The organism is Paenibacillus sp. NPDC093718, assembly GCF_050279985.1.
GTDB lineage: Bacteria > Bacillota > Bacilli > Paenibacillales > Paenibacillaceae > Paenibacillus_AQ.
Window position 1 is genome coordinate 590,122 of the sequence record NZ_JBNNUS010000001.1, and the last position, 19,843, is coordinate 609,964.

18 protein-coding genes are annotated in these 19,843 nt (G+C 48.5%); 6 read left to right on the forward strand and 12 right to left on the reverse strand.

Features of this window, described 5'->3' with window-relative positions; all coding sequences use genetic code 11:
• Window positions 1–12: 12 nt before the first annotated feature.
• The 9 genes from ACQKPA_RS02840 to ACQKPA_RS02880 form a co-directional block, all read right to left on the reverse strand.
• Entirely contained in the window at window positions 13–1,506 is a 1,494-nt protein-coding gene (locus ACQKPA_RS02840; protein WP_427489192.1) for an extracellular solute-binding protein, read from the reverse strand.
• A 71-nt stretch (window positions 1,507–1,577) separates the two neighbouring features.
• Window positions 1,578–2,450 (reverse strand): carbohydrate ABC transporter permease, encoded by an 873-nt coding sequence (locus ACQKPA_RS02845; protein WP_427489194.1) that lies wholly within the window; start codon window positions 2,448–2,450, stop codon window positions 1,578–1,580.
• A 14-nt stretch (window positions 2,451–2,464) separates the two neighbouring features.
• Window positions 2,465–3,358 (reverse strand): ABC transporter permease, encoded by an 894-nt coding sequence (locus tag ACQKPA_RS02850; protein ID WP_216531778.1) that lies wholly within the window; start codon window positions 3,356–3,358, stop codon window positions 2,465–2,467.
• Window positions 3,359–3,361: 3 nt separating this feature from the next.
• Window positions 3,362–3,688: a DUF4387 domain-containing protein gene (locus ACQKPA_RS02855; RefSeq protein ID WP_427489196.1), complete on the reverse strand. Its 327-nt coding sequence runs from the start codon at window positions 3,686–3,688 to the stop codon at window positions 3,362–3,364.
• 12 nt (window positions 3,689–3,700) lie between these two features.
• Complete coding sequence (locus tag ACQKPA_RS02860; protein ID WP_427489198.1) at window positions 3,701–5,050, reverse strand: acyclic terpene utilization AtuA family protein; 1,350 nt, start codon at window positions 5,048–5,050, stop codon at window positions 3,701–3,703.
• A gap of 90 nt (window positions 5,051–5,140) precedes the next feature.
• On the reverse strand, window positions 5,141–5,839 hold the full coding sequence (locus ACQKPA_RS02865; RefSeq protein WP_427489200.1) for a FadR/GntR family transcriptional regulator: 699 nt from the start codon (window positions 5,837–5,839) through the stop codon (window positions 5,141–5,143).
• Window positions 5,840–6,174: 335 nt separating this feature from the next.
• A complete protein-coding gene (locus ACQKPA_RS02870) occupies window positions 6,175–6,468 on the reverse strand; it encodes a hypothetical protein (RefSeq protein WP_427489202.1) in 294 nt (97 codons plus the stop codon).
• 48 nt (window positions 6,469–6,516) lie between these two features.
• Window positions 6,517–7,308 carry a lipid II flippase Amj family protein gene (locus tag ACQKPA_RS02875; RefSeq protein ID WP_260065867.1) on the reverse strand — a complete coding sequence of 264 codons (792 nt, stop codon included), beginning with the start codon at window positions 7,306–7,308 and terminating at the stop codon, window positions 6,517–6,519.
• A gap of 150 nt (window positions 7,309–7,458) precedes the next feature.
• Window positions 7,459–8,541 (reverse strand): Gfo/Idh/MocA family protein, encoded by a 1,083-nt coding sequence (locus tag ACQKPA_RS02880; protein ID WP_427489204.1) that lies wholly within the window; start codon window positions 8,539–8,541, stop codon window positions 7,459–7,461.
• 324 nt (window positions 8,542–8,865) lie between these two features.
• Here ACQKPA_RS02880 and ACQKPA_RS02885 point away from each other — a divergent pair, with 324 nt between their 5' ends.
• Genes ACQKPA_RS02885 through ACQKPA_RS02895 form a run of 3 tightly spaced genes read left to right on the forward strand, consistent with a single transcriptional unit; the run spans window position 8,866 to window position 12,727 of the window.
• Window positions 8,866–10,425 carry a spore germination protein gene (locus tag ACQKPA_RS02885; RefSeq protein ID WP_427489206.1) on the forward strand — a complete coding sequence of 520 codons (1,560 nt, stop codon included), beginning with the start codon at window positions 8,866–8,868 and terminating at the stop codon, window positions 10,423–10,425.
• A gap of 26 nt (window positions 10,426–10,451) precedes the next feature.
• Window positions 10,452–11,543 carry a spore germination protein gene (locus ACQKPA_RS02890; protein WP_427489208.1) on the forward strand — a complete coding sequence of 364 codons (1,092 nt, stop codon included), beginning with the start codon at window positions 10,452–10,454 and terminating at the stop codon, window positions 11,541–11,543.
• Entirely contained in the window at window positions 11,540–12,727 is a 1,188-nt protein-coding gene (locus ACQKPA_RS02895; protein WP_427489209.1) for a Ger(x)C family spore germination protein, read from the forward strand. The genes ACQKPA_RS02890 and ACQKPA_RS02895 overlap by 4 nt, the downstream gene beginning before the upstream one ends.
• On the opposite strand, the gene ACQKPA_RS02900 is transcribed toward ACQKPA_RS02895, so the two are convergent.
• The 3 genes from ACQKPA_RS02900 to ACQKPA_RS02910 form a co-directional block, all read right to left on the reverse strand.
• Complete coding sequence (locus ACQKPA_RS02900; RefSeq protein ID WP_427489211.1) at window positions 12,706–13,134, reverse strand: GNAT family N-acetyltransferase; 429 nt, start codon at window positions 13,132–13,134, stop codon at window positions 12,706–12,708. The genes ACQKPA_RS02895 and ACQKPA_RS02900 overlap by 22 nt on opposite strands.
• 13 nt (window positions 13,135–13,147) lie before the next feature.
• The gene (locus ACQKPA_RS02905) at window positions 13,148–13,522 is read right to left on the reverse strand and encodes a sensory rhodopsin transducer (protein WP_427489212.1); all 375 of its coding nucleotides are present in this window, start codon (window positions 13,520–13,522) and stop codon (window positions 13,148–13,150) included.
• A gap of 101 nt (window positions 13,523–13,623) precedes the next feature.
• Window positions 13,624–14,721, reverse strand: coding sequence for a rhamnogalacturonan acetylesterase (locus ACQKPA_RS02910; RefSeq protein ID WP_427490242.1), 1,098 nt, complete (start codon window positions 14,719–14,721; stop codon window positions 13,624–13,626).
• Window positions 14,722–14,955: 234 nt separating this feature from the next.
• Here ACQKPA_RS02910 and ACQKPA_RS02915 point away from each other — a divergent pair, with 234 nt between their 5' ends.
• From ACQKPA_RS02915 to ACQKPA_RS02925, 3 genes are all read left to right on the forward strand, one after another.
• On the forward strand, window positions 14,956–16,689 hold the full coding sequence (locus ACQKPA_RS02915; RefSeq protein WP_427489213.1) for a cache domain-containing sensor histidine kinase: 1,734 nt from the start codon (window positions 14,956–14,958) through the stop codon (window positions 16,687–16,689).
• A gap of 13 nt (window positions 16,690–16,702) precedes the next feature.
• Complete coding sequence (locus ACQKPA_RS02920) at window positions 16,703–18,250, forward strand: response regulator (protein ID WP_427489214.1); 1,548 nt, start codon at window positions 16,703–16,705, stop codon at window positions 18,248–18,250.
• 143 nt (window positions 18,251–18,393) lie between these two features.
• Entirely contained in the window at window positions 18,394–19,734 is a 1,341-nt protein-coding gene (locus ACQKPA_RS02925) for an ABC transporter substrate-binding protein (protein ID WP_427489216.1), read from the forward strand.
• Window positions 19,735–19,843: the final 109 nt, after the last annotated feature.

Below are 19,843 nucleotides of genomic sequence, written 5' to 3' on the forward strand. Positions count from 1 at the left end.
ATTATAAGCTCCTTACTTGATGTTTTCGTTGGCGTATTTCGTTATCTCTGCTCCGCCTGCAGCATTCCAGGCTTCGACGAATTGGTCGAATTGGGACAAGTCCTTCTTGCCTGTAATAAAGTCCGTGGAATATTCCTTGTACAGGTTGTTCATCGCGTCCCAATTCGCAATGAACTGCTCCGGAATGATAAAGTTGTTGTCTTCCGTGTAGAATTCGCCAGCCATTTTCAGCGATTCGGTACCCGGCTCTCCAAGGAGCGGCGTTTTCAATGGTGTTTCGGATTTGATCTCGGTCGGCTCCCAGAAACGCGCATACCATTCGCTGTAGTATTTCTCGTTCAGCTCGATTTCTCCGTCAACCACCTTGTAATGCTCCTCTTCGAAACCGAGGCGGTCCAGCATTTGCCCCTTCGGACTTGCAAGGTAATCGAAGACCTTGAACGCTACGTCTTTATGCGGTGACTGCGAAGAGATCGCAAGTCCTCTGGATTCCTTCGTCACATCGGTGGCCCCGAAGCCTTGAGCCTCGCCCTTGGCAGGCGGCAGCACGATCAGATTGGCGTCATCTCCGCCGAGTTCCTGCATTCTTCCGTCATACAAATCGATGATTTTGCCGGCCGTGCCCGTAATAACGGCAGCTTCACCTTTATAGAAGGCGTCTTCCTTCGTATCCCATTGCTTCGTAATGAATTGCGGGTCCAGCAGTCCTTCCTTGTAGAGCTTGTTGTAGAACGTCAACTTTTCTTTTTCCTTCTGAGAAACCTTGGAGTACTCATACGTTCCGTCTTCCTTCTTAAGCCAAGTCGTATCTAAACCGAAAGCCGTATTGAATATAAAGTTGATCTCGGCAATATCACCTGCTGCCGTCAGCGCGTAGCTCGGCTTGCCTTCACCCGGCTTCTTCTCCACCAGTTCCTTGAAGAAGGCATAATAATTGTCGACGGTCGGGTTTTCCATCAGGGCCTTGGAGCTCTCCATGGCATTAAACCAATCCGCCCGGATAACCGGCGTCTTCGGTGCGAGCGGTTTGATCCACAGCAGATACGGATAACTTGCCATCCGGGTCTTGTTGTGTGGCTCGATGATATTTTTAATGTAGGTTGAATTTTCAATGTAAGGCGTCAGATCTTCCAGCAGTCCTTGATCGGCAATTTGCTGGTCGCCGCCCTGGAAATAGATAATATCCGGAATGGTTCCGCCTAACAGCAAGAGATTCAGGTTCTCGGCATAACTCCCTTGAGCCAGATCCACAAGCTCGAATTTCACGTTCAATCCTTCGTCTTGAGCCAGGGATTTCTCCAAGGTCTCGAAGAATTTAACCGAAACAGGGTTCGCCGTTCCTTCATCCTTGTACACGATCTTCAGCGTAACGGGATCACCGCTTCCTTCAGGCTGCGCGGTCCCGGGTTCGGTTTGACCCGCTCCCGGCGTGTTTGATTTCGATGTGCATGCCGACATGACCATAACCAGCATGGCAACGATGAGTAAAAGGCTTAATTTTTTCATGTTCATCTTTCTCCCCTTTTTATGAATTTGAACATTCATGCCTTATAAGTAAGCTGACTTCGCCTTCCCGCTTAGTCCTTCACTCCGCCCTCCAGTTCGCCTTTGGCGTAATATTTCAAAATGAACGGATATAGGAATAACAGCGGCACAATCGCAATCATGATCGTACCTGCCTGCAGGGAAGCAAAATCAAAGTTGATCGAGCTGTCGAACATGTTCTGGTTGCCGATCAAGGACGTATTGTCCTTGCGGACAACGAATTGTCTAAGCACGACCTGCAGCGGCCATTTAGTCGGGTCCGAAATGTAAAGAGTCGCTCTGAAATATTCATTCCAGTGGTACACCCCGTAAAACAAGCCCAAGGTCGCCAGCCCCGGTTTGGACAGCGGCAGTATGATCCGGCTGTATAAGCGAAAATGACCTGCCCCATCGATTCGGGATGCCTCCAGAATCTCCTCCGGTATGTCCTGAATAAACCGCATGAGAATAAAGAGATAGTACACGTTGATCGCTTTGTACAGGATCAGTGAAGTTAACGTATTCATCAGTCCGAGATCCTTCACAAGCAGGTATTCGGGAATCATGCCCGGCTCAAACACCATAATGACGATCAGAAAGAACAACACAACCTTTTTACCGATAAAATCGGTTCTGGCCAGCACGTATGCCGCCATGGAGGTCAGCAGCAGATTCAGGAATGTGCCCGCCACGGTAATCCATACGGAATTCAGAATACTGCCCGTAATCAAGGGATTGGACAATAACAGTTGGTAATTGATCGTTGAGAATCCCTTCGGAAAAATGTCCAGTCCGCCCATCAGATGGGCTTTGCCGGGATCGGTTAAGGACAGCGCCAGCAGATTCAGGAGAGGAACCAATACCATGAGCGTAAACACAAACAACATGAGATAAATGACGATTTTGGATATTTCCAGCCGTCTCATCGTAAATCCCTCCTTTACCAGACGCCCTTGCCCGAGAAGCGCTTCGATATGAAATGCGTGCCCAGGATGAGGATGATACCGATCACGCCCTTGAACAGACTCGCTGCAGTTGCGTAAGCAAACTGTCCGTTCCCGATACCGATTCGGTACACATATGTGTCCAGAATATCCACCACACTGATGATGGAATCGTTCATAAAGTTAAACACCTGATCAAAACCAGCATTCATGAAGAAGCCCAGATTCAGAATGAAGACGGTTACAACTGTGCTGTATAAATGAGGAAGCGTAATGAACCTCATCTGCTGCAGCCGGGTCGCCCCGTCAATCTTGGCTGCTTCATACAATCCTGGGCTGATCTTCATGATGGCTGCCAGATAAATGATCGAATCCCAGCCGGCGCTTCTCCAGATTTCGGAGAATACGAGCACCCAACGGATATGCTCCTTGCTGGTCATGTAATCCACGGATGGCAGTTGAAAGAAATTCGCTATCAGATTGACTCCGCCTTCGGCAGGGTTCAAGAGACTGATCCAGATTCCGGCAATCACGACCCAGGACAGGAAATGTGGCAGATAAACCACGGATTGCACATATTTGCGGTATTTCGTGCTCCGAACTTCATTAATCAGAAGCGACAGCATGATCGGAATCGGGAACACGAATACGATTTTCATCAAACTGATGATGATGGTATTCTGCAGCACGCTTGTGAAGGCGGGCGAGCTGAACAACGTTTTGAAGTGCTTCCACCCGACCCATACATGATCCCCCAGGATCCGGTAATCCTGGAAGGCGAGTTTCATGCCGTACAGCGGAATGATGTGAAAGATAAAAAAGTAGAGCAGAGGCAGCGACAGCATCGCGTACAGTACCCAATCCTGCCTTAATCGCCTTAATACCTTCATGGCTTACCCCTCCTCCAAATGTTCAATGGATAGTTTCATGAGGGGAGCATGCTGCTGGGCACCATACACGTCGCGGTCGCCGACACTGCCCGACGATATGTCCCGCGACATCGTGATTTTGAAACCCAGCGCCTGGTCGAAAAATACCAAATGATGAATCTGCTCCTCCCGTATCTGATACAGCTCGCATATCGTCCGTTTCGTAATGATACCGGACTGTTTCACTCTGTCATATTGCTCCTTGGAATCAAACAACACGTCTAATGTAATTTCGAAGGGGCCCGAGTTTTTGCTTCGCAGCACCTTCGCTAAATCGCCGAGTTCAGTCATGTTTGATCCTCCTTATCGATGCTCTATACGAAAAGCATTATTTTTCATTTCCATCAGGTGGTAGACGGAGAATTCATAGACAGGACCGAACTCAATATCGCTTGGCGCGAATGGAAATGCCAGATTGCCTGCCGTTGATTTCCGGCCTTCATAGCCATAATGCAGGAAGGTGGAGCGCACCGTCGCGCAGATGCTGTTCGCCAATTCCTGTGTCTTAGCCACCACTTCGAACATGACACCGACCTCATGTCCGGCATAAGACTCAGGCTCCTTGCTTCCGAGAACGCCATTCTTGCCATAGTTGTAAAATTGGATCCGATAATCCGATTCCGGAATTTCCCGGTAATATTCCCGCGCCTGGTTGCGAACATATTCCTCAACCTCTTCCAGCTTCCCGATCAGGAGCGGATCCCGAATTCCCGCCACCACGAAGGTCCGATAAGCGACGCGCCTAGCGCCTTCCAGCTTAATGAAGTATTTCTCCGCCGGAATGAACCGACTGCCGGTTACGCGAACGACGCCTTTCTCCTCTTCCTCGAAGCGGCAGTTCTCCAAATCGAGCGTAAAGCCGGGACCATGCAGAATATACGGATGTTCCTTCTCATAAAAGGTATGTGCCGCAACACTGGTCGGGCTGCACGTCCTGTTCGGGTTAAGCGACTGAACGGTAAACGAATGGTCGCTGATCGTGCCAAGAATGCTGTCTTTGGTTGTTCCCGGTTCCGCGCACAATGCGCCGCATTCCAATATTTTGCCCAGATGATAGGATAGCCCCGGGTCCTTGCCGTGATAGATCCCGATCGCCGCGAATGGGGACGGATCGTACGCCCGGCCGCAGACGATGATATCCACACCTTGTTGAAGCGCTTCCACAATAGGCTCGTGTCCCATCTGGGCAACGATGCTGTTGGTGGAGTCAATCAACTCACTGGTGAGTGGCGGAATATTCGGACTTAGTGCCTTAATCCGCCCTTCTTCCTTCGCCTGATGGATTTCCTCCCGGGTGAAGTCGGCCCATATGACGGACACCTTGGCCTGAAGCCCCCGCTCTTCCAAAATCTCATCAATGATTTCCAGCGTCCAGTTCACATGGGTCCGTGCGCCCGAGCCACCGGCCGAGCCGATGATGATCGGAATTTTCCGAGGCAAACCGTTCGTGAGCATAATGTCCAAGTCCTTCTTAACCGCCCGCTTGCTAACGATCGATACGCCGGCGCCCAGCTTATGCGGTCCCCCATCCGTTGAGCCTGCATCAACGACGATGCCGTGCAGCTCAAACTCCAGTCCGTTCAGGAAGGAGTCTTCAGGAAAACCATATCCCAGCATGCCGCAGGGTGATAGAATTCGAATGTCTGTATTCATCTGCAGTCCCTCTTTACCAACATATTCACCCATGACCATTGGATAATTGGATTATCCAATTTGTGCTAAAAGGGGTGCGTTTCTCCCCTCTTAAACATGAATGTAGTTTTTCTGTATGTTTTCTTTAACCCTTCTAAGATGGTTCAGCAAAGCCAGCTTCGCTTTTACCGGGTCACGCTCCTTAATGGCTTGCAAAATAAGTAAATGTTCTTCGTAGACCTCGCTCTTGCGACCCGGGATCTGAGCGGTTTTGCTCAGTGTCCGCTGCAGCAAATCCATATGCAATTCAATCATATTGACGAGGACAACGTTATGCGTAGCTTTGGCAATCGACAAGTGGAATGCTTGATCCGGCTTCGATCGATCCTCTGCATTCTGATCGATCTCCCCCCAAGTCGCGAAGGCTGCCTCAATCTCGGCGATATCCTCATCGGTTGCGCGCTTTGCCGCCAGCTCCACAATTCCGGTCTCAAACAATTCACGCGCCTCTAACAGCTCAATGATGGTTGCGCGTTCGATATTATCCAGGATGCGGCTGCGATCCTCGGCAACATCCAGTGCCTTGCTCAGGAAACGCCCGCCTCCGGGCCTGGCTTCTATCAGTCCTTCGCGCTCCAGAATGCGGAAAGCTTCCCGCAATGTCCCGCGGCTAATGCCAAACGATTGGGCCAGCTCCCGCTCTGTCGGAAGAACGTCGCCCGGGGCCAGATTCCCTTCCAGAATCAGATTCTTGATCTGTTCGATAACATCCTCGTACACACGATGATATTTAATCTTCTTAATGGTCATGTGACTACCCTCTCTATCCCTACTTAAGCAAACGATAATTGGGTGACCCAATTAACCGCATGTTTAGCATAAACGCATCCGAAAAGGCTGTCAAGCATAAAAATAGCGCTTACATAACGGTTTTAAAGGCTTGTAGCACCTAATTTACAGATACACCGGATAATTGGGTTACCCAATTATCTTCGTCCTGTCCTCTTTTTCCGCACCCTTTAGAATGGATTACTTCCAATATGAGTAAGGTCTTTAATCCAACATCGACTATAAAATTCAAGACAAATAACCCTGGCTTGGATAGGAATCCATGACAGGGTTTATGCTCACTAGAAAATCCAATGTTAGGATTGCGGTCTTCGTTTTGCCAACATCCATCTAACACTTCCATATAAGCAGCCTAATACAATAAAGCCTCCAATTGCAGCCACGGTAAACCATTCGCTATTCCGCTCAATCATTCCAAAAGCTGTCTGAGCCGGCAGGGATTGCGTCTGTTCATATTGCCTGCTCAGATCCAGATCCCGCACAAATCTCTGTGTTAGCACCATGCCTTGCAGCATCATAAAAACAAAATAGCCTATATATATCGCTGCAGCGAACAGCACGGATTCCATCACTACACGTTTACGCGTCATCACGAATCTTCCTCTCTCCTTCTGGCTTTCATGCAACAAGCACAGTCCTTATATCCACTTCACAATCTCGCTGATCACATAAGCGGCCGGAATGATCACCAGCTGTGCCAGCATGGTCCCAAAAAACCTTGAAACCATCAGCATCGTATATACTTTGCCAAGCTGGTCCCTCGCTTCCTCGTTCCGAGTCGCCTTGTCAGTAATCAAACCAAGCTGGGGATCGATAAATATCGTTAAAATAATCGTCGCGATTCCGTTGATTAACCCGGATGCCTGAGACGCTGTGGTGCTGTACTGAGGGATGAGATGAGCTGCGTACAGGGACGACAGGACACCAACTGTGTAAAAAGCCGTGACCACAATATTCAGGATAATAAACCGTTTAGGTACCCCTAAGTAACGAAACTGACTCCATTTCAAATTGGGCTTTCTTATGTAATGCCTTGTGTTCTTGAGCTGTCCAATGGTTACACTTGATACCAGCTTCGGAATCGATCCGGCAACCTCCAGCTTGCTGATGACTCTGCTGAACAGATTGACGAACGTGGGAAACAATGCGATTGCGACAATCGTTCCGATCGAGGCGGCTAACAGAATCGCCCTGAAATAAGAGAGCACATCAAATGAAGGATCCACCTTCGCATAATCAACAAACTTGGCTGTCAGCGGAGCTTGAACTAAGTTGGACGTTCGGGAAACCAGTACAATAATCCCCGTCAACGATAATGCAACAGCGATCTTGTTTAGCTTCACCCCGGCATATCTAGCGGAGTACGACAAGGTTTCCGCCGTATGAATAATCATGGTTAGCACAAACACAACGATCAAGCTCTGTAGCATAGAGGGTTCCTCCCCACCTGGTGTTCAGGTCAAACACCGTACCCTATATTGTGCCAATTGGGTCTGCATGCTCTGCCCACTCTTTATATCTATCCGATTTTCTACCGGATTAGTACGTGCCCTCCCTGCTCTTCCAGCATCACTTTCCTATTAGCCATTTCGAATCATGGATCCATAATCAACGCTGACTCGGCTGTGTGTAACGGACGAAAGACGAATCGCATCCAGAACAGCTTGTACCTTGTGGCCATCCTCGAAATTCGGCATACTCATCGATGATTGGTTTGCAGTTATGCTGTGGTATATGCCATCTATCATCTGGTAGAAGCCGTTATAATAGTGCACTGCCGGAGCCTCCAGGTTTGCTGGAGGGTCAAACCGATCAATATCGATAGATTCAAACGCCCCGCCAAAACTGCATTCGAGGGAACGGTCATCTCGCATGATCAGTGTTCCCTTGGTCCCGTAAATCTCCAACGTCCAACCCATGCCACGGATTCCTGGAAAAAATACATCCGCAAGGAGAGAGGCTCCGCCCTTAAAACGCCCCGAAAAGGTAAATGCATCGTCAGCGTTCCTGAGCTCAAGCCCTGCGTCTCCGTTATAGGCCGGGATCTGGGTTCTCAAGTCGCCGTACACTTCCGTAATCTCTTCATCCATCCACCATAGGAGTGAATCTACCATATGCGAACCAATCGCAAACAGGAATCCACCGCCATCCTCGCTGCGCGCTTCCCATCCCCGGTAAGAACTAGACAGTACGGAGTGGCCGGGGAAGCTCCCTGTATATTTGATATGCTGAATGTCTCCCAGCTCTTTACCTTGCAGCATGTGCTTTATTCGTTGCCGAATTGGCGTCCATCTCCACTGAAAATTAACGAAAGCTTGTCGATCCACCCGTTCCGACTCTTTTAGCATCTGTAACGTTTGCTCCGCATTCATGCCCAGAGGCTTCTCCGTCAGGACATGATGGCCGGACTGCAGGGCGAGCATCGTCATTTCATAATGATGGACGGGCGCCGATACGATCGAAACCATATCCAACTGTTCACTCTCCAGCATGTCACGCCAATCCCTATAATACGGAATCCCATTCCACGAGCGGTCCTCCGTGCGTTGTCGATGCACACTCGCAATGGACTTCACCTCCAACCCTGGGTGCAGCTGAACAATAGGAGCATGAACGGTACCGCCAAATCCGGTCCCTATAATCCCTACCGACAATGTCTTCATTTTATGGAACCTCCTAACGTACATCGAGCTACCTGCCTAATGTTATTTTAACATTATTTCCCTCTCGCGTATCCAGCTCAGTTCCACTCCTGCACACTCGTCGATGTATTAAGTTTAAACGGTGGTTGCTTAGATAATAATGGAATTATAGAGACTTACGCTTAAACGGCGCTAATGCTAGCTTAACAGGGGGATTAACATGTGGGGAATGGTGCTTTCCTACCTTCCGGATTGGAAGGTTTTTATGCAGGGTTTCATTGCATTTATGGTTCCATATATAATCTCAAGGTTTTTTAAATGGGTTCATGACTCAAAGGAAGACTGATGAAATGGCGGGGTTCAACAATGAAACAACATGACCATGAAAACAACAAAACATTGGATCCTGCTGAAACCTCAATAAACCGTTTTTCGGGGAACTTCGCCTTGGATCTTGAACTGGTGAGAACAGAGATCGGCCATAACTCGGATGTGCAATTTAGGGAGTTTTACATTGGAGGCACAGGCATTGGCGCGGCCATCATTTTCATAGACGGACTGTCGGATAAAGAGCTCATCGACAAACACATTATGAAATCGCTTATGGCGAGCTTCTCCGAAAAAAATAATCAAGATCCATCTCTTGTGCAAGGGATCCTTTCTAAAGAGTTTATTAAAAATCAAGTTCTTACCATTAGTGAAGTAACAGAAACACATCATGTTAATGACTTAACGTCCAAGATATTGACAGGTTCGACTGCACTGTTAGTGGATGGATTGCAGCATGTGCTCATTCTCGGTACGACCAAAGGGAAATCGCGCAGTATTGAAGAACCGTCTTCGGAACCGTTGGTAAGAGGCCCACGGGTAGGTTTCACAGAATCGTTACGCGATAATACCGCCCTTTTACGACAGCATGGTGACAACAACAACTTATCCATCATTAAGTTTCGAGTAGGGCAAAGTTCAAAAAAAGAACTTGTCATCGCTTATATCAAAGATATGGCTGACCCTGCTTTGGTGGAAGAGGTCCAGAAAAGAATCCAAAAAATAAATATAGATGATGTACCGGAATCAGGCTATGTAGAGCAGCTAATCGAGGATAATTACCTCAGTCCTTTTACACAAGTACAGAATACGGAGCGTCCCGACCGCGTTTATAATGCCTTGATGGAAGGAAGAGTTGCGATCTTGTTAGATGGGACGCCTTTCGCTTTAATCGTTCCGGTCTCATTCAGTATGATGCTGCACTCACCAGAGGACTATTATGATCGTTGGTTACCGAGTTTTCTCATCCGCCTGTTGCGTTATTTCGCGGCCCTTATATCGCTTTTTGGACCTTCCTTGTACATTTCGTTTGTCTCGTTTCACCAGGGATTGATCCCTACCAAACTCGCCATGTCGATCATGGGCACGAGGGAAGGCGTTCCGTTTCCTGCCATAATCGAAGCGCTGATCATGGAAGTAGCGATCGAGATTCTGCGGGAGGGTGGGCTGCGATTGCCTAAACCCATTGGTCCGGCCATGGGGATCGTCGGAGGTCTGGTCATAGGGGAAGCTGCCGTACAAGCGGGGATTGTCAGTCCCATTATGGTAATTGTGGTGGCGTTAACTGCCATTTCTTCCTTTGCCATTCCTCAATATAGCGCCGGAATTACGTTTCGGATGCTTCGTTTTGTCGCCATGTTTTTCGCTGCTGTGTATGGATTGTACGGGGTCGTTCTGTTTTTCCTTTTCCTTTGCAGCCATTTAGTGAGGTTGAAGAGTTTTGGTGTACCCTTTATCACTCCGATCGTTCCATATCGAGTAAGTGATTGGAAAGACTTTATGATTCGTATGCCACTTGTGAAGATGAGACGCCGTCGGAAGGCGATCCACAGGAAAGACTCCATTCGTAAAGGATAGCTCTCCAAGAAAGGAAATAACCAGCTATGACAGGTAGTTCCAAAGACCAACTTACGAATTCGCAAGCAGCGGTTATCCTGGTGAATTATATTCTTGCAGCCGGGATCCTCACACTGCCCCGAACATCTGTGGAGAAGGAGAAAACACCCGATGTATGGATTACCGTGATTTTGGGCGGAATAATCGCGATGATTGTGGGGGTGATCATCGTAAAATTAAACCAACGATACCCCGAAAAAACCTTTTATCAATACAGCCAAGAAATTGTAGGCAAATGGCTGGGCGGGTTCCTTAGTTTACTTATTATAGGCTACTTTTTTACCATTTCTGCATATGAAGTCAGAACGATGGCAGAAGTAACAGGCCCTTTTTTGCTTGAAGGCACCCCCACTTGGGCCATCATCTTGCCTTTTATGTGGATAGGTCTCTATCTGATCATAGGCGGAATCAACACGATCGCCCGTCTGTTTGAAATCATATTCCCTATTACGATTGTCATTTTTTTACTGGTTGCCCTTTTGAGCTTTGGCATATTTGAGATGGATAATCTCCGCCCCGTATTGGGGTTGGGAATAGCCCCCATGTTGGACGGATTAAAGACAACCACTCTCGCTTTTTTAGGTTCTGAAATTATGTTGCTCCTTGTAGCATTTATGAAACAGCCGGATAAGGCCGTAAAAGTTGTTTTTGTCGGAGTATTTATCCCCATGCTCTTTTACGTCATCACCGTTGTCATGGTCATAGGAGCCTTGTCTATCGATGGAGTGGTTATGAGCACATGGCCTACACTTGAGCTTATGCGAAGTTTTGAAATCCCCGGTTTGATCTTTGAGCGGTTTGAATCTTTGCTGCTTGTGATATGGATTATGCAGATATTCACTACGTTTACCATCACCTACTATGCGGCCGCTTTAGGGCTGGCTCAACTTTTCAAAAAGAACATACATCCATTTATATATGGTTTAATACCGATCATTTACATCATTGCCATGGTTCCAAAAAATATCAATGACCTCTTTACGTTTGGAGATATCATCGGCAATGTCGCGTTATTGTTATTTGCGGTACTACCATTAATCTTACTTCTAGTATCGAGAATGAGGGGTGGAAAAGCTTGAAGCATACAACGATACGGATCCTCTTAAGCGCGCTGTTGCTTCTTATACTCCTACCTCTCGCAGGATGCTGGAGTAATAAAGAAATTGAAGATTTGGGGCTTATCGTAGGTACTTCATTGGATTTAGAAAAACAGGAAGAGTCAGCGGGACAAGCAGGTGGGCCTCCCCGCCGGGATCGAATTACGATAACCAATCAATTTGTCACCGCAGAGACAACAGGCAAGGGAACAAAAAGCAGTTCATCACAACAAAAAGCTTATAATAACGTTTCTGAAACAGGAGAAGCGATCCTGCCAACTTTACGTAATATGATATTAAGAATCGACAAACGCGCTTTTGCTGAGCATTCAAAAGTGATTGTCATTGGAGAGGATCTTGCACGTACTTTGGACCTGCAAAAGATTTTGGATTTTTATATTAGGGAACAGGAGATGAGACCAAGCGGCCTCCTTCTTATCGCTCAAAACCGTGCGAGTCAAACACTAGAATCGAAAAAGCCAACAGATATTCCAGCGTTTCAACTCGTTGAAATGACACACGGTCACGGAAGAACCACCAAAATTTTGCCTCCTACTACGCTTACCAAAATAGAGGGGAAGCTGCATTCAGGAGCCAGCTTTCTTTTGCAAAATATCGTCTCGACGAAAGGAGAAATAAAATTCACCGGAGCTGCCGTCATTGAAGGGAGAACTAGAAAACTGCGCGGTATTTTGAATGAAAAGGAAATGGAGGGCTTAACGTGGATAACCGGAAAGGGGAAAGGCGGTTTGGTTAAAAGCGTTGATAAAAAGACAGGTGAGCCCATTATATACGAGGTGTTGTCCATGAAAAGTAAAATTAAACCTCATGTTGCTGGAAACAACATCTCGTTTAATATAGAAATCGAGTCTGAAGGAAGAATTGCCGAGCATTGGGTGGTTTCAGAGAAAACCATCGAAACTGACTTCTTGAAAAGAGTGGAAAAAGCTGTTGAAGAAGAGGTGGAGCATTTAGTTGAGAATGTACTGGATAAAATTCAACACGAATACAAAACGGACGTTGCCGGCTTCGGAAACAAATTGAGAATCAAGTATCCTCATCTATGGAAAACAGTTAAAAAAGATTGGGATCAGACCTTTAGCGAGGTTCCGATCCAGTATGAGGTTAAAATAACGATCAAAGATTATGGGACATCCGTTGAATGAGTTCGCTGTATATCCTTCTTCATCCCAATGGTAAATCGCTGAAAACCCAGCTTCTCATAATACGGTTCCAGCCCTTCTTCACACATCAGTTGCGGGAAGACCCGGGACTTCTCGCAATGTTCAACCAATCGATGGAGGATCTGCCGGCCTACCCCCTTAAACTGATAATCCGGATGCACGCCTAGTCCGCAAATAACGCCCGTAATAACCCCATCGGAAATCACCCGCCCCATGCCCACCAGTGTATGTTCTTCATATGCATAGATGGCATACCAGCTCTGCAAACACATGGTTTTCAATTCGGTGACGGATAGTCGAATAGAGTTCCAGCCAAGCGAAGCGTACAATGCTTCCAGTTGACGAAAATCCTCAGGCGGCTCTGAGGTATATAATACATCCTGTACCATTCAATCACCTTCCTTAGGATCGGGTTACCGGATACGCCATGACACTCATCAAGGCATTCTCGGGCTGAGTCGAATCGAGACGGCTGTATTGAACAAATACGGGTGCACTGCTCGTAACTTCCATCGCATAAGGAATACCTGGAGGAATACCGTGCCCGCCGTCCGTTTGAAGCGAGCTGGTTCGTATGTGCTTGGTTCTTCTTGCTGGTACGATGGTTTCCATTCCTAGCAAAGGATCACGATCCTCGAAGTAAGCATGAATCGTAACCACAACGTCCTGCTCGGTTAAGTTCAACACACAGACGGATTCATGACTGGTTAGTTCTCCGCTGCTTTCAGGAGGGATATACCCGTCCGGAATAATCCATTGTTTTTCACCTTTTGACATGTGTTTCACTCCTCACAACTCATAATTTAAGGAATTTGAATAGATACTAGATTCGCTATCAACGCAGAAAGTTCCTTTAATCCACGTTCCGACCCATCATGCTAGCGCAGAAACAGTGACAACGGCTGGAGTCCAAGTGCCTTCAAGCCGCCAACCACCATATCGGCCAATCGGGCCGCACCGCGCTCTTGAAAATGAGTGTTGTCCATTACGCCCTGCGGAAACAGAAGATATTCCCCTGGCCTCCCCCACATAAACACGGATTTGGTCCCTTCGGGACCGAGCTGGTTAAAATACTCCAAACTCAGCGCCGCCAAATCGACCAAGGGAATATGCTCCTCCTCAGCAAGTTCGCGCACCGCCGTGATATAATCGCCATGCGTGTCCTCCAATAGCCCCTTACTATCAAAATAGCGACGATGAACGGGCGTTACCAGGATCGGCGTCGCCTGCTTCTCCCGGCAAACATCCACGTATTTCTTTAAAAACTCCTTGTATGTCGAAAAAGGCTCCGTATACCTCTCCTCATCCCGCTTTTGATCGTTATGGCCAAACTGAATCAGCATATAATCACGAGGCTTCATCTTCTCGCGTATTTGCTCCAGAAGTCCCTCCGTAATAAAGCTCTTGGAGCTTCGGCCGGAACGCGCATAATTGCTCACAGCCGCATCCGCTTTAATATAAGCGGGCAGCATTTGCCCCCACCCGGCATAGGGATAACCGTCCGCAGGCTGGTTCGTTACCGTTGAGTCCCCTGCCAAAAACAAGTTGCATGCATGTGGCGCAGGTGCCACTTCCATTGCATTAATCCGGGGAGCCCGGCCCGAGAAGGTCAGTACGATTTTGCCTTGGACGGCCGGCACCGTGATGCTAAATCGTTCAAAGTGGCCTGCCGGTATCCGTTTCCCGTCCAGCAGCATCTGACCTTCCGTTCCACGAATCGTGGTTTCGGTATCAAACCAGGCATCACCGATCAGCAGATGCAGGGTGTACAGACCATCGATCACATCGACTTGAAACGCAGCATTCAGCGGTATGATAAAATCTCCCGTTAATGCCTCTTCCCCTGCCCGCTTCAAGGCAGAGATGTTGGATAAGGAATGGAATCCGTAGCCAAGGTCGGGATTATATAAGGTTTCAGCGTTTATTTTGATATGTTCTTGGCGCGGCGTTCCCGTGCCAAAATCAAATTTATACATCCATTGCAACGTACTTCACCTCTCCTGTTCAAATTTCATCTAAATCCATTATGGATTGGGAGCCTCCGAACATAAATTAAAATAACCGTTCTCCTTGTTCAAATAACCGACTACATAAGCATAGTTTCTATAATTATTCCAAGTGCTGGAATAACAGCGCTTGTATTGACAGCGTTTACAGCCCGGTACATAATGTGTACACAATATTTTGGACCAGCGCAAGGAGACGTTGCCGTGCAAAAATGGATAACAATATATAAAAATATGAAAATCAAAAATAAGCTTTCCCTTCTTATCAGTTTAATCGTTGCCATGGCATTCACGTTCGCCGTCATCGTCCAGCAGTATGCCTTCTCCATCTACGACGAGCAGCTGTACCTCAAATCATCCCAGGTCCTTCACCTGTCTTCCTCCGCGATTGAGGCAGAGCTCGAGCGGATCGAACAATTATCTTTTAATATCATTACCGATACCCAGATCCAGAATATATTACGTTCCATCGCCGGAAGCGAATCCGACTATGACAGGCTCATCCTCCGGCAGCATTTGGTGGACCGCCTCCTGAATTACGTAGGCTCCGAGCCCATGCTCTACTCCATTCACCTGATCGATTCGTATGATCATCAGCAGGACGTCGGCAGCGTTGTCCCGATTGATCCTTCCAAGAAGGAGTTGATTCTTCAGCTTGCGGGGGACGCAGATGGGGAAGAACGCTGGATTTACCCGGACGAAACAGATTCGGCCCTTCTACTTTCCCGGGAAATAAGATCATATTCCGGCACATTATTCGATCTTAACTATTTGGGTACCATCATCATACGCATCAATATGGACAAAATCGTCCGGAAATCCGCCGGTGGGGAAGGCGACCTGATCATGACCTCGGGTGCGGACGTGATCTATCCGGCAACGCCACACTTTGATCCGGCGGTCATTCAATTCTCCCTGTCATCCGGAAACGGGTACCTTACCCGCGAAATCGATGGCCATACCTACTTCATCGCACATAACCGATCGGGCAACACGGGTTGGACGTATATGAATGTCACGCCTTTTAACCAAACCTTCAAGCAAATCATATTCATTAAAGAGCTTGTCATCATCGTGTTCACCGTAATTTTTGCGGTTGCGATTCTGCTCGGCATCCGGTTCAGCCGGGGCTTGACACGTCCAATCGAAAGTCTCATCTCTCGAATGAAGCTCGCAGAAAAAGGAAACTTTGCGGAAGCCAACGTGCTACCTCAGGACGCCGCCCCAGTCGCCATGAACGAGCTGGGCCTGCTGCATCGAACATTCCGCCTCATGATTGAGAGAATCAACGCGCTGATTACCGAGAACTATTCAAACCGGCTGTTGATCAAAGAGACCGAGTTCAAAGCGCTGCAAGCGCAAATCAACCCCCACTTTCTGTATAACACGCTGGAATCCGTGAACTGGCTGGCGAAGATGAACAAGCAAACCCAAATCTCCGACATGGTGCAAGCTTTAGCCTTTCTTCTCCGGAACTCCGTCAGTCTGAAGGAGCCGATTCTGACACTGGGAGAAGAACTGGAGATTGTCCGAAACTATGTTATCATTCAGAAGTTCCGGTTTGAAGACCGACTAGAATTTACGCTCGATGTTAAGGAGCAGGATCTGCACCGCAAAATCCCAAAGCTATCCCTTCAGCCCCTGCTCGAAAATGCGATTCATTATGCACTGGAGCCGTCCGTTGACCCTTGCCGAATTTCGTTATTCTGCAAGGAGACGCCTTCCGCGTTCTGCGTCATCGTGGAGGATGACGGTCCCGGCATGGCGCCGGACACCTTGACGCAATTGCGAAACGGCGACTTGGCCACCAGCGGCAACGGGATTGGACTGTTAAACATCGATGAACGAATCAAGCTGGCTTTTGGCGACCACTACGGTTTGTCCATTGACAGCGGATCGGGTCTTGGGACCCGTGTAATTCTGTATTTACCCAAATAAGGGAGGGATTCGGATGTACAAAGTTCTGCTTGTGGACGACGAACGGATTATTCTCGATGGCATATCTCAGATGGTGGACTGGCGGGCATACCGAACCGAGCTGGCAGGTACGGCCCAGAACGGAATTCAAGCATATGAAAAAATCATCAGGGAGAATCCGGATATCGTCGTATGCGATATTCGCATGCCGGGACTGGATGGGCTGGAGCTCGTAGCCAAGACCCACGCCTCCCACCCCCATATCAAATTCGTGCTGTTGTCCGGCTTCGGCGAATTCGAGTATGCCAACCGCGCCATGCAATACGGCGTGAAGCATTATCTGCTGAAGCCGACCGACGAGGCCAAGATCGGAGGAGCGCTGAAAGAGGTCATCGACGAGTTGACCCAGAACCGGAACAAGGAATCGTTTGTCCAGGAAATGAAAGACCGGCTCCGAAAGGTGCTGCCCCATGTCAAAGAACAGGTGCTTAAGGAGTTTGTCACCAATAAAACCTATGGACGCCATGACTTGGAGGAGTATCGCAGCCTGTTCCAATATGATTTTGATCAGCCCGTACGGCTGCTATTGTTCCAGCTGGAGGGCACCGTCGAATACGAGCATCAATTTGCCGTGAAGAACATTGCCGAGGATCTGTTGGACACAACGCTGCTGAGTACGACGATCGGACAGCATGTACTGGTGCTAATCGAGAACCATAATGATCAGCAGCGGCTCCATGAGCAGCTGCAGGATATCCGGTGTACTTTTAAACAGTATTACAAGATGGACGTCACGATCGCGATCAGCGATCCCGGACCTGTTACCCTGGCGCGGAAGCTGTACCGGGATACGCTGCAATGCTTGAACTACCGTTTCTATCTGGATGAGAGCGGGATGATCACGACGGAAGATACGCTGCACGCCGGCGACCTGGAAGGAGCGTTTGTCCTCGACGAGGAACGCATGTGCATGCCGGTTCGATCCGGCCACCGCAACGAAGCGGAGCTTGCCTTGGCCGAATTTGTTCAGGAGCTGAAGCAGGCGCAGCTTAGTATCGACATGACCAAATCCTATGTCATTCAGCAATATGTATCCCTCATCCGTCTAACCGACCCGGATCAGATGCAAGAACGCTATGCACGGATTCCGGAAATCGTCGAGATGAATACGCTTCAAGCCATTCAATCTTTTTTGGAGAAAACGGTACGGGAAATCACGCTGCGAAACTTCGAGCAGAACAAAGTTAAATATAATGCCATTGTCCGTAAGGTGGTTGAGATTATCGAGGAGCAGCTCGGGAACTCGGAGCTTACCCTCAATCTGGTGGCAAACGACATGCTGTATATGAACGCCGACTATCTCGGCAAGCTGTTCAAGAAGGAGACCGGTGAGAAGTTCTCCAATTACGTGATGAAACTTCGAATGAAGCGCGCAACCGAAATGATGGCAAGCGATCCCGATATCAAAATTTTTGAAATGGCAGAACGACTCGGTTTCGGTGATAATCCTCAATATTTCAGCCAAGTGTTCAAGAAACAGATTGGCTGTACACCCTCTGAATATATGAAAAAGAGTGATTAACTTGTACGTACATCTCTGCTTTTTAAACAAATTGCACGGTTTTTTTCCTTACTCTTTCCCCGCGAAAACAAGATAATTGGGAATGTAAGCACTAACATTTGAAGCGACATGAAATGGTTGATTAACAAAGGGGAGGAAATGGAATGAAAAAAGTGTTAAACGCGGTTCTGATGTTTTCCCTGATCGGAAGTTTGATTGGCTGTTCGGGCGGTGGCGCTGCTGAACCGCCGGCAAACGGCGGAACCGGAACGGAAACGCCGCCGGCGGCTGCAAGCGATAGCAAGGATCCGATCAAGCTCCGTATTGCGTGGTGGGGCGGTCAGTCCCGGCATGATTATACCTTGAAGGTCATCGAAATGTATGAGTCCCAGAATCCGCATGTCACCATTGAACCGGAATATGCCCCATTCGATGACTATTGGAAGAAGCTTGCTCCCCAAGCGGTGGCCGGCGGACTTCCGGACATTATCCAAATGGACATCTCCTACCTGAATCAATATGCAGGCCGGAATCAGCTGGCTGATTTAAAGCCGTTCACCGAGAGCGGCGAGCTGGATGTCGCTGACGTCAGTGAGAATGCGCTGAGCGGCGGTGAGGTCAACGGCAAGCTGGTTGCCATGAACCTTGGCGTGAACGCACTCCAAACTACATTCGACGTGGAGACGATGAAGAAGAACGGCATCGATATTCCGTCCAAGGAATGGACCTGGGACGACATGGACAAAATGGGGGCCCAAGCCAAAGAAAAAGGCCTGCAAATCGGAGGCTTTGCTTACCGGCATGATGTCTTCTTCCCGTACTACCTAAGAACCATCGGGCAGAAAATGTACAGCGCTGACGGTAAAACGATCGGATACAGCGACGATCAGCCTTTTATCGATTACTTCACCCGCTACCAGAAATGGTACGACAACGGATATATCCTGTCCCTGGACAAGGAAGCCCAGAAGAAAGGCGTAGCCGAAGAGGATGAAATTGTCCTTGGCAACTCTATATCAGGCACCGGCTGGTCCAACCAATTCCTCGCCGTGGCCAATCTGGTAACCGATCGTCCATTGGAGCTGAATCCGATGCCGGGACCCGGAACAAAAGAAGGACTCTTCCTGAAACCTTCGATGTATTTCTCGGTCACCGAAACCTCCAAGCATAAAGAAGAAGCCGCCAAATTCATCAGTTTCTTCATCAACGACATTGAGGCCAACAAGCTGATCAAGGGTGAACGCGGCGTTCCCGTATCCGCCAAGGTGAAGGAAGCGCTCAAGCCGCTCCTCTCCGAGAACGAAGCCAAAATTTTCGACTACGTTACTTGGGCTGAGGCCAACAGCACGCCAGGCGATCCGCCTAACCCGATCGGCGCGGTAGAGATCGAGAAGCTGCTGCGAGATCTCAGCGAACGCATCCTGTTCAAGAAAATCTCGATCGAAGATGCCGCGGCCGAGTTCCGCAAGGAAGCGAATGCCATCTTGGCCAGATCTCAGCAATAACCAGGACACGGCTAGACAAGGCATCTCCGGCACGTCTTTCCCGTGCAAGAGATGCCTTTTTACATCAGTGACCCCTGCACGGGGCGCAACCAAATCTGAATCGTAGGGG

What these genes read in the sequence shown, in the direction of transcription:
- ACQKPA_RS02840 (WP_427489192.1), bottom strand. Translation starts at nt 1,506, where the DNA reads ATGAAAAAATTAAGCCTTTTACTCATCGTTGCCATGCTGGTTATGGTC.
- ACQKPA_RS02845 (WP_427489194.1), bottom strand. Translation starts at nt 2,450, where the DNA reads ATGAGACGGCTGGAAATATCCAAAATCGTCATTTATCTCATGTTGTTT.
- ACQKPA_RS02850 (WP_216531778.1), bottom strand. Translation starts at nt 3,358, where the DNA reads ATGAAGGTATTAAGGCGATTAAGGCAGGATTGGGTACTGTACGCGATG.
- ACQKPA_RS02855 (WP_427489196.1), bottom strand. Translation starts at nt 3,688, where the DNA reads ATGACTGAACTCGGCGATTTAGCGAAGGTGCTGCGAAGCAAAAACTCG.
- ACQKPA_RS02860 (WP_427489198.1), bottom strand. Translation starts at nt 5,050, where the DNA reads ATGAATACAGACATTCGAATTCTATCACCCTGCGGCATGCTGGGATAT.
- ACQKPA_RS02865 (WP_427489200.1), bottom strand. Translation starts at nt 5,839, where the DNA reads ATGACCATTAAGAAGATTAAATATCATCGTGTGTACGAGGATGTTATC.
- ACQKPA_RS02870 (WP_427489202.1), bottom strand. Translation starts at nt 6,468, where the DNA reads ATGACGCGTAAACGTGTAGTGATGGAATCCGTGCTGTTCGCTGCAGCG.
- ACQKPA_RS02875 (WP_260065867.1), bottom strand. Translation starts at nt 7,308, where the DNA reads ATGCTACAGAGCTTGATCGTTGTGTTTGTGCTAACCATGATTATTCAT.
- ACQKPA_RS02880 (WP_427489204.1), bottom strand. Translation starts at nt 8,541, where the DNA reads ATGAAGACATTGTCGGTAGGGATTATAGGGACCGGATTTGGCGGTACC.
- ACQKPA_RS02885 (WP_427489206.1), top strand. Translation starts at nt 8,866, where the DNA reads ATGAAATGGCGGGGTTCAACAATGAAACAACATGACCATGAAAACAAC.
- ACQKPA_RS02890 (WP_427489208.1), top strand. Translation starts at nt 10,452, where the DNA reads ATGACAGGTAGTTCCAAAGACCAACTTACGAATTCGCAAGCAGCGGTT.
- ACQKPA_RS02900 (WP_427489211.1), bottom strand. Translation starts at nt 13,134, where the DNA reads ATGGTACAGGATGTATTATATACCTCAGAGCCGCCTGAGGATTTTCGT.
- ACQKPA_RS02905 (WP_427489212.1), bottom strand. Translation starts at nt 13,522, where the DNA reads ATGTCAAAAGGTGAAAAACAATGGATTATTCCGGACGGGTATATCCCT.
- ACQKPA_RS02910 (WP_427490242.1), bottom strand. Translation starts at nt 14,721, where the DNA reads ATGTATAAATTTGATTTTGGCACGGGAACGCCGCGCCAAGAACATATC.
- ACQKPA_RS02920 (WP_427489214.1), top strand. Translation starts at nt 16,703, where the DNA reads ATGTACAAAGTTCTGCTTGTGGACGACGAACGGATTATTCTCGATGGC.
- ACQKPA_RS02925 (WP_427489216.1), top strand. Translation starts at nt 18,394, where the DNA reads ATGAAAAAAGTGTTAAACGCGGTTCTGATGTTTTCCCTGATCGGAAGT.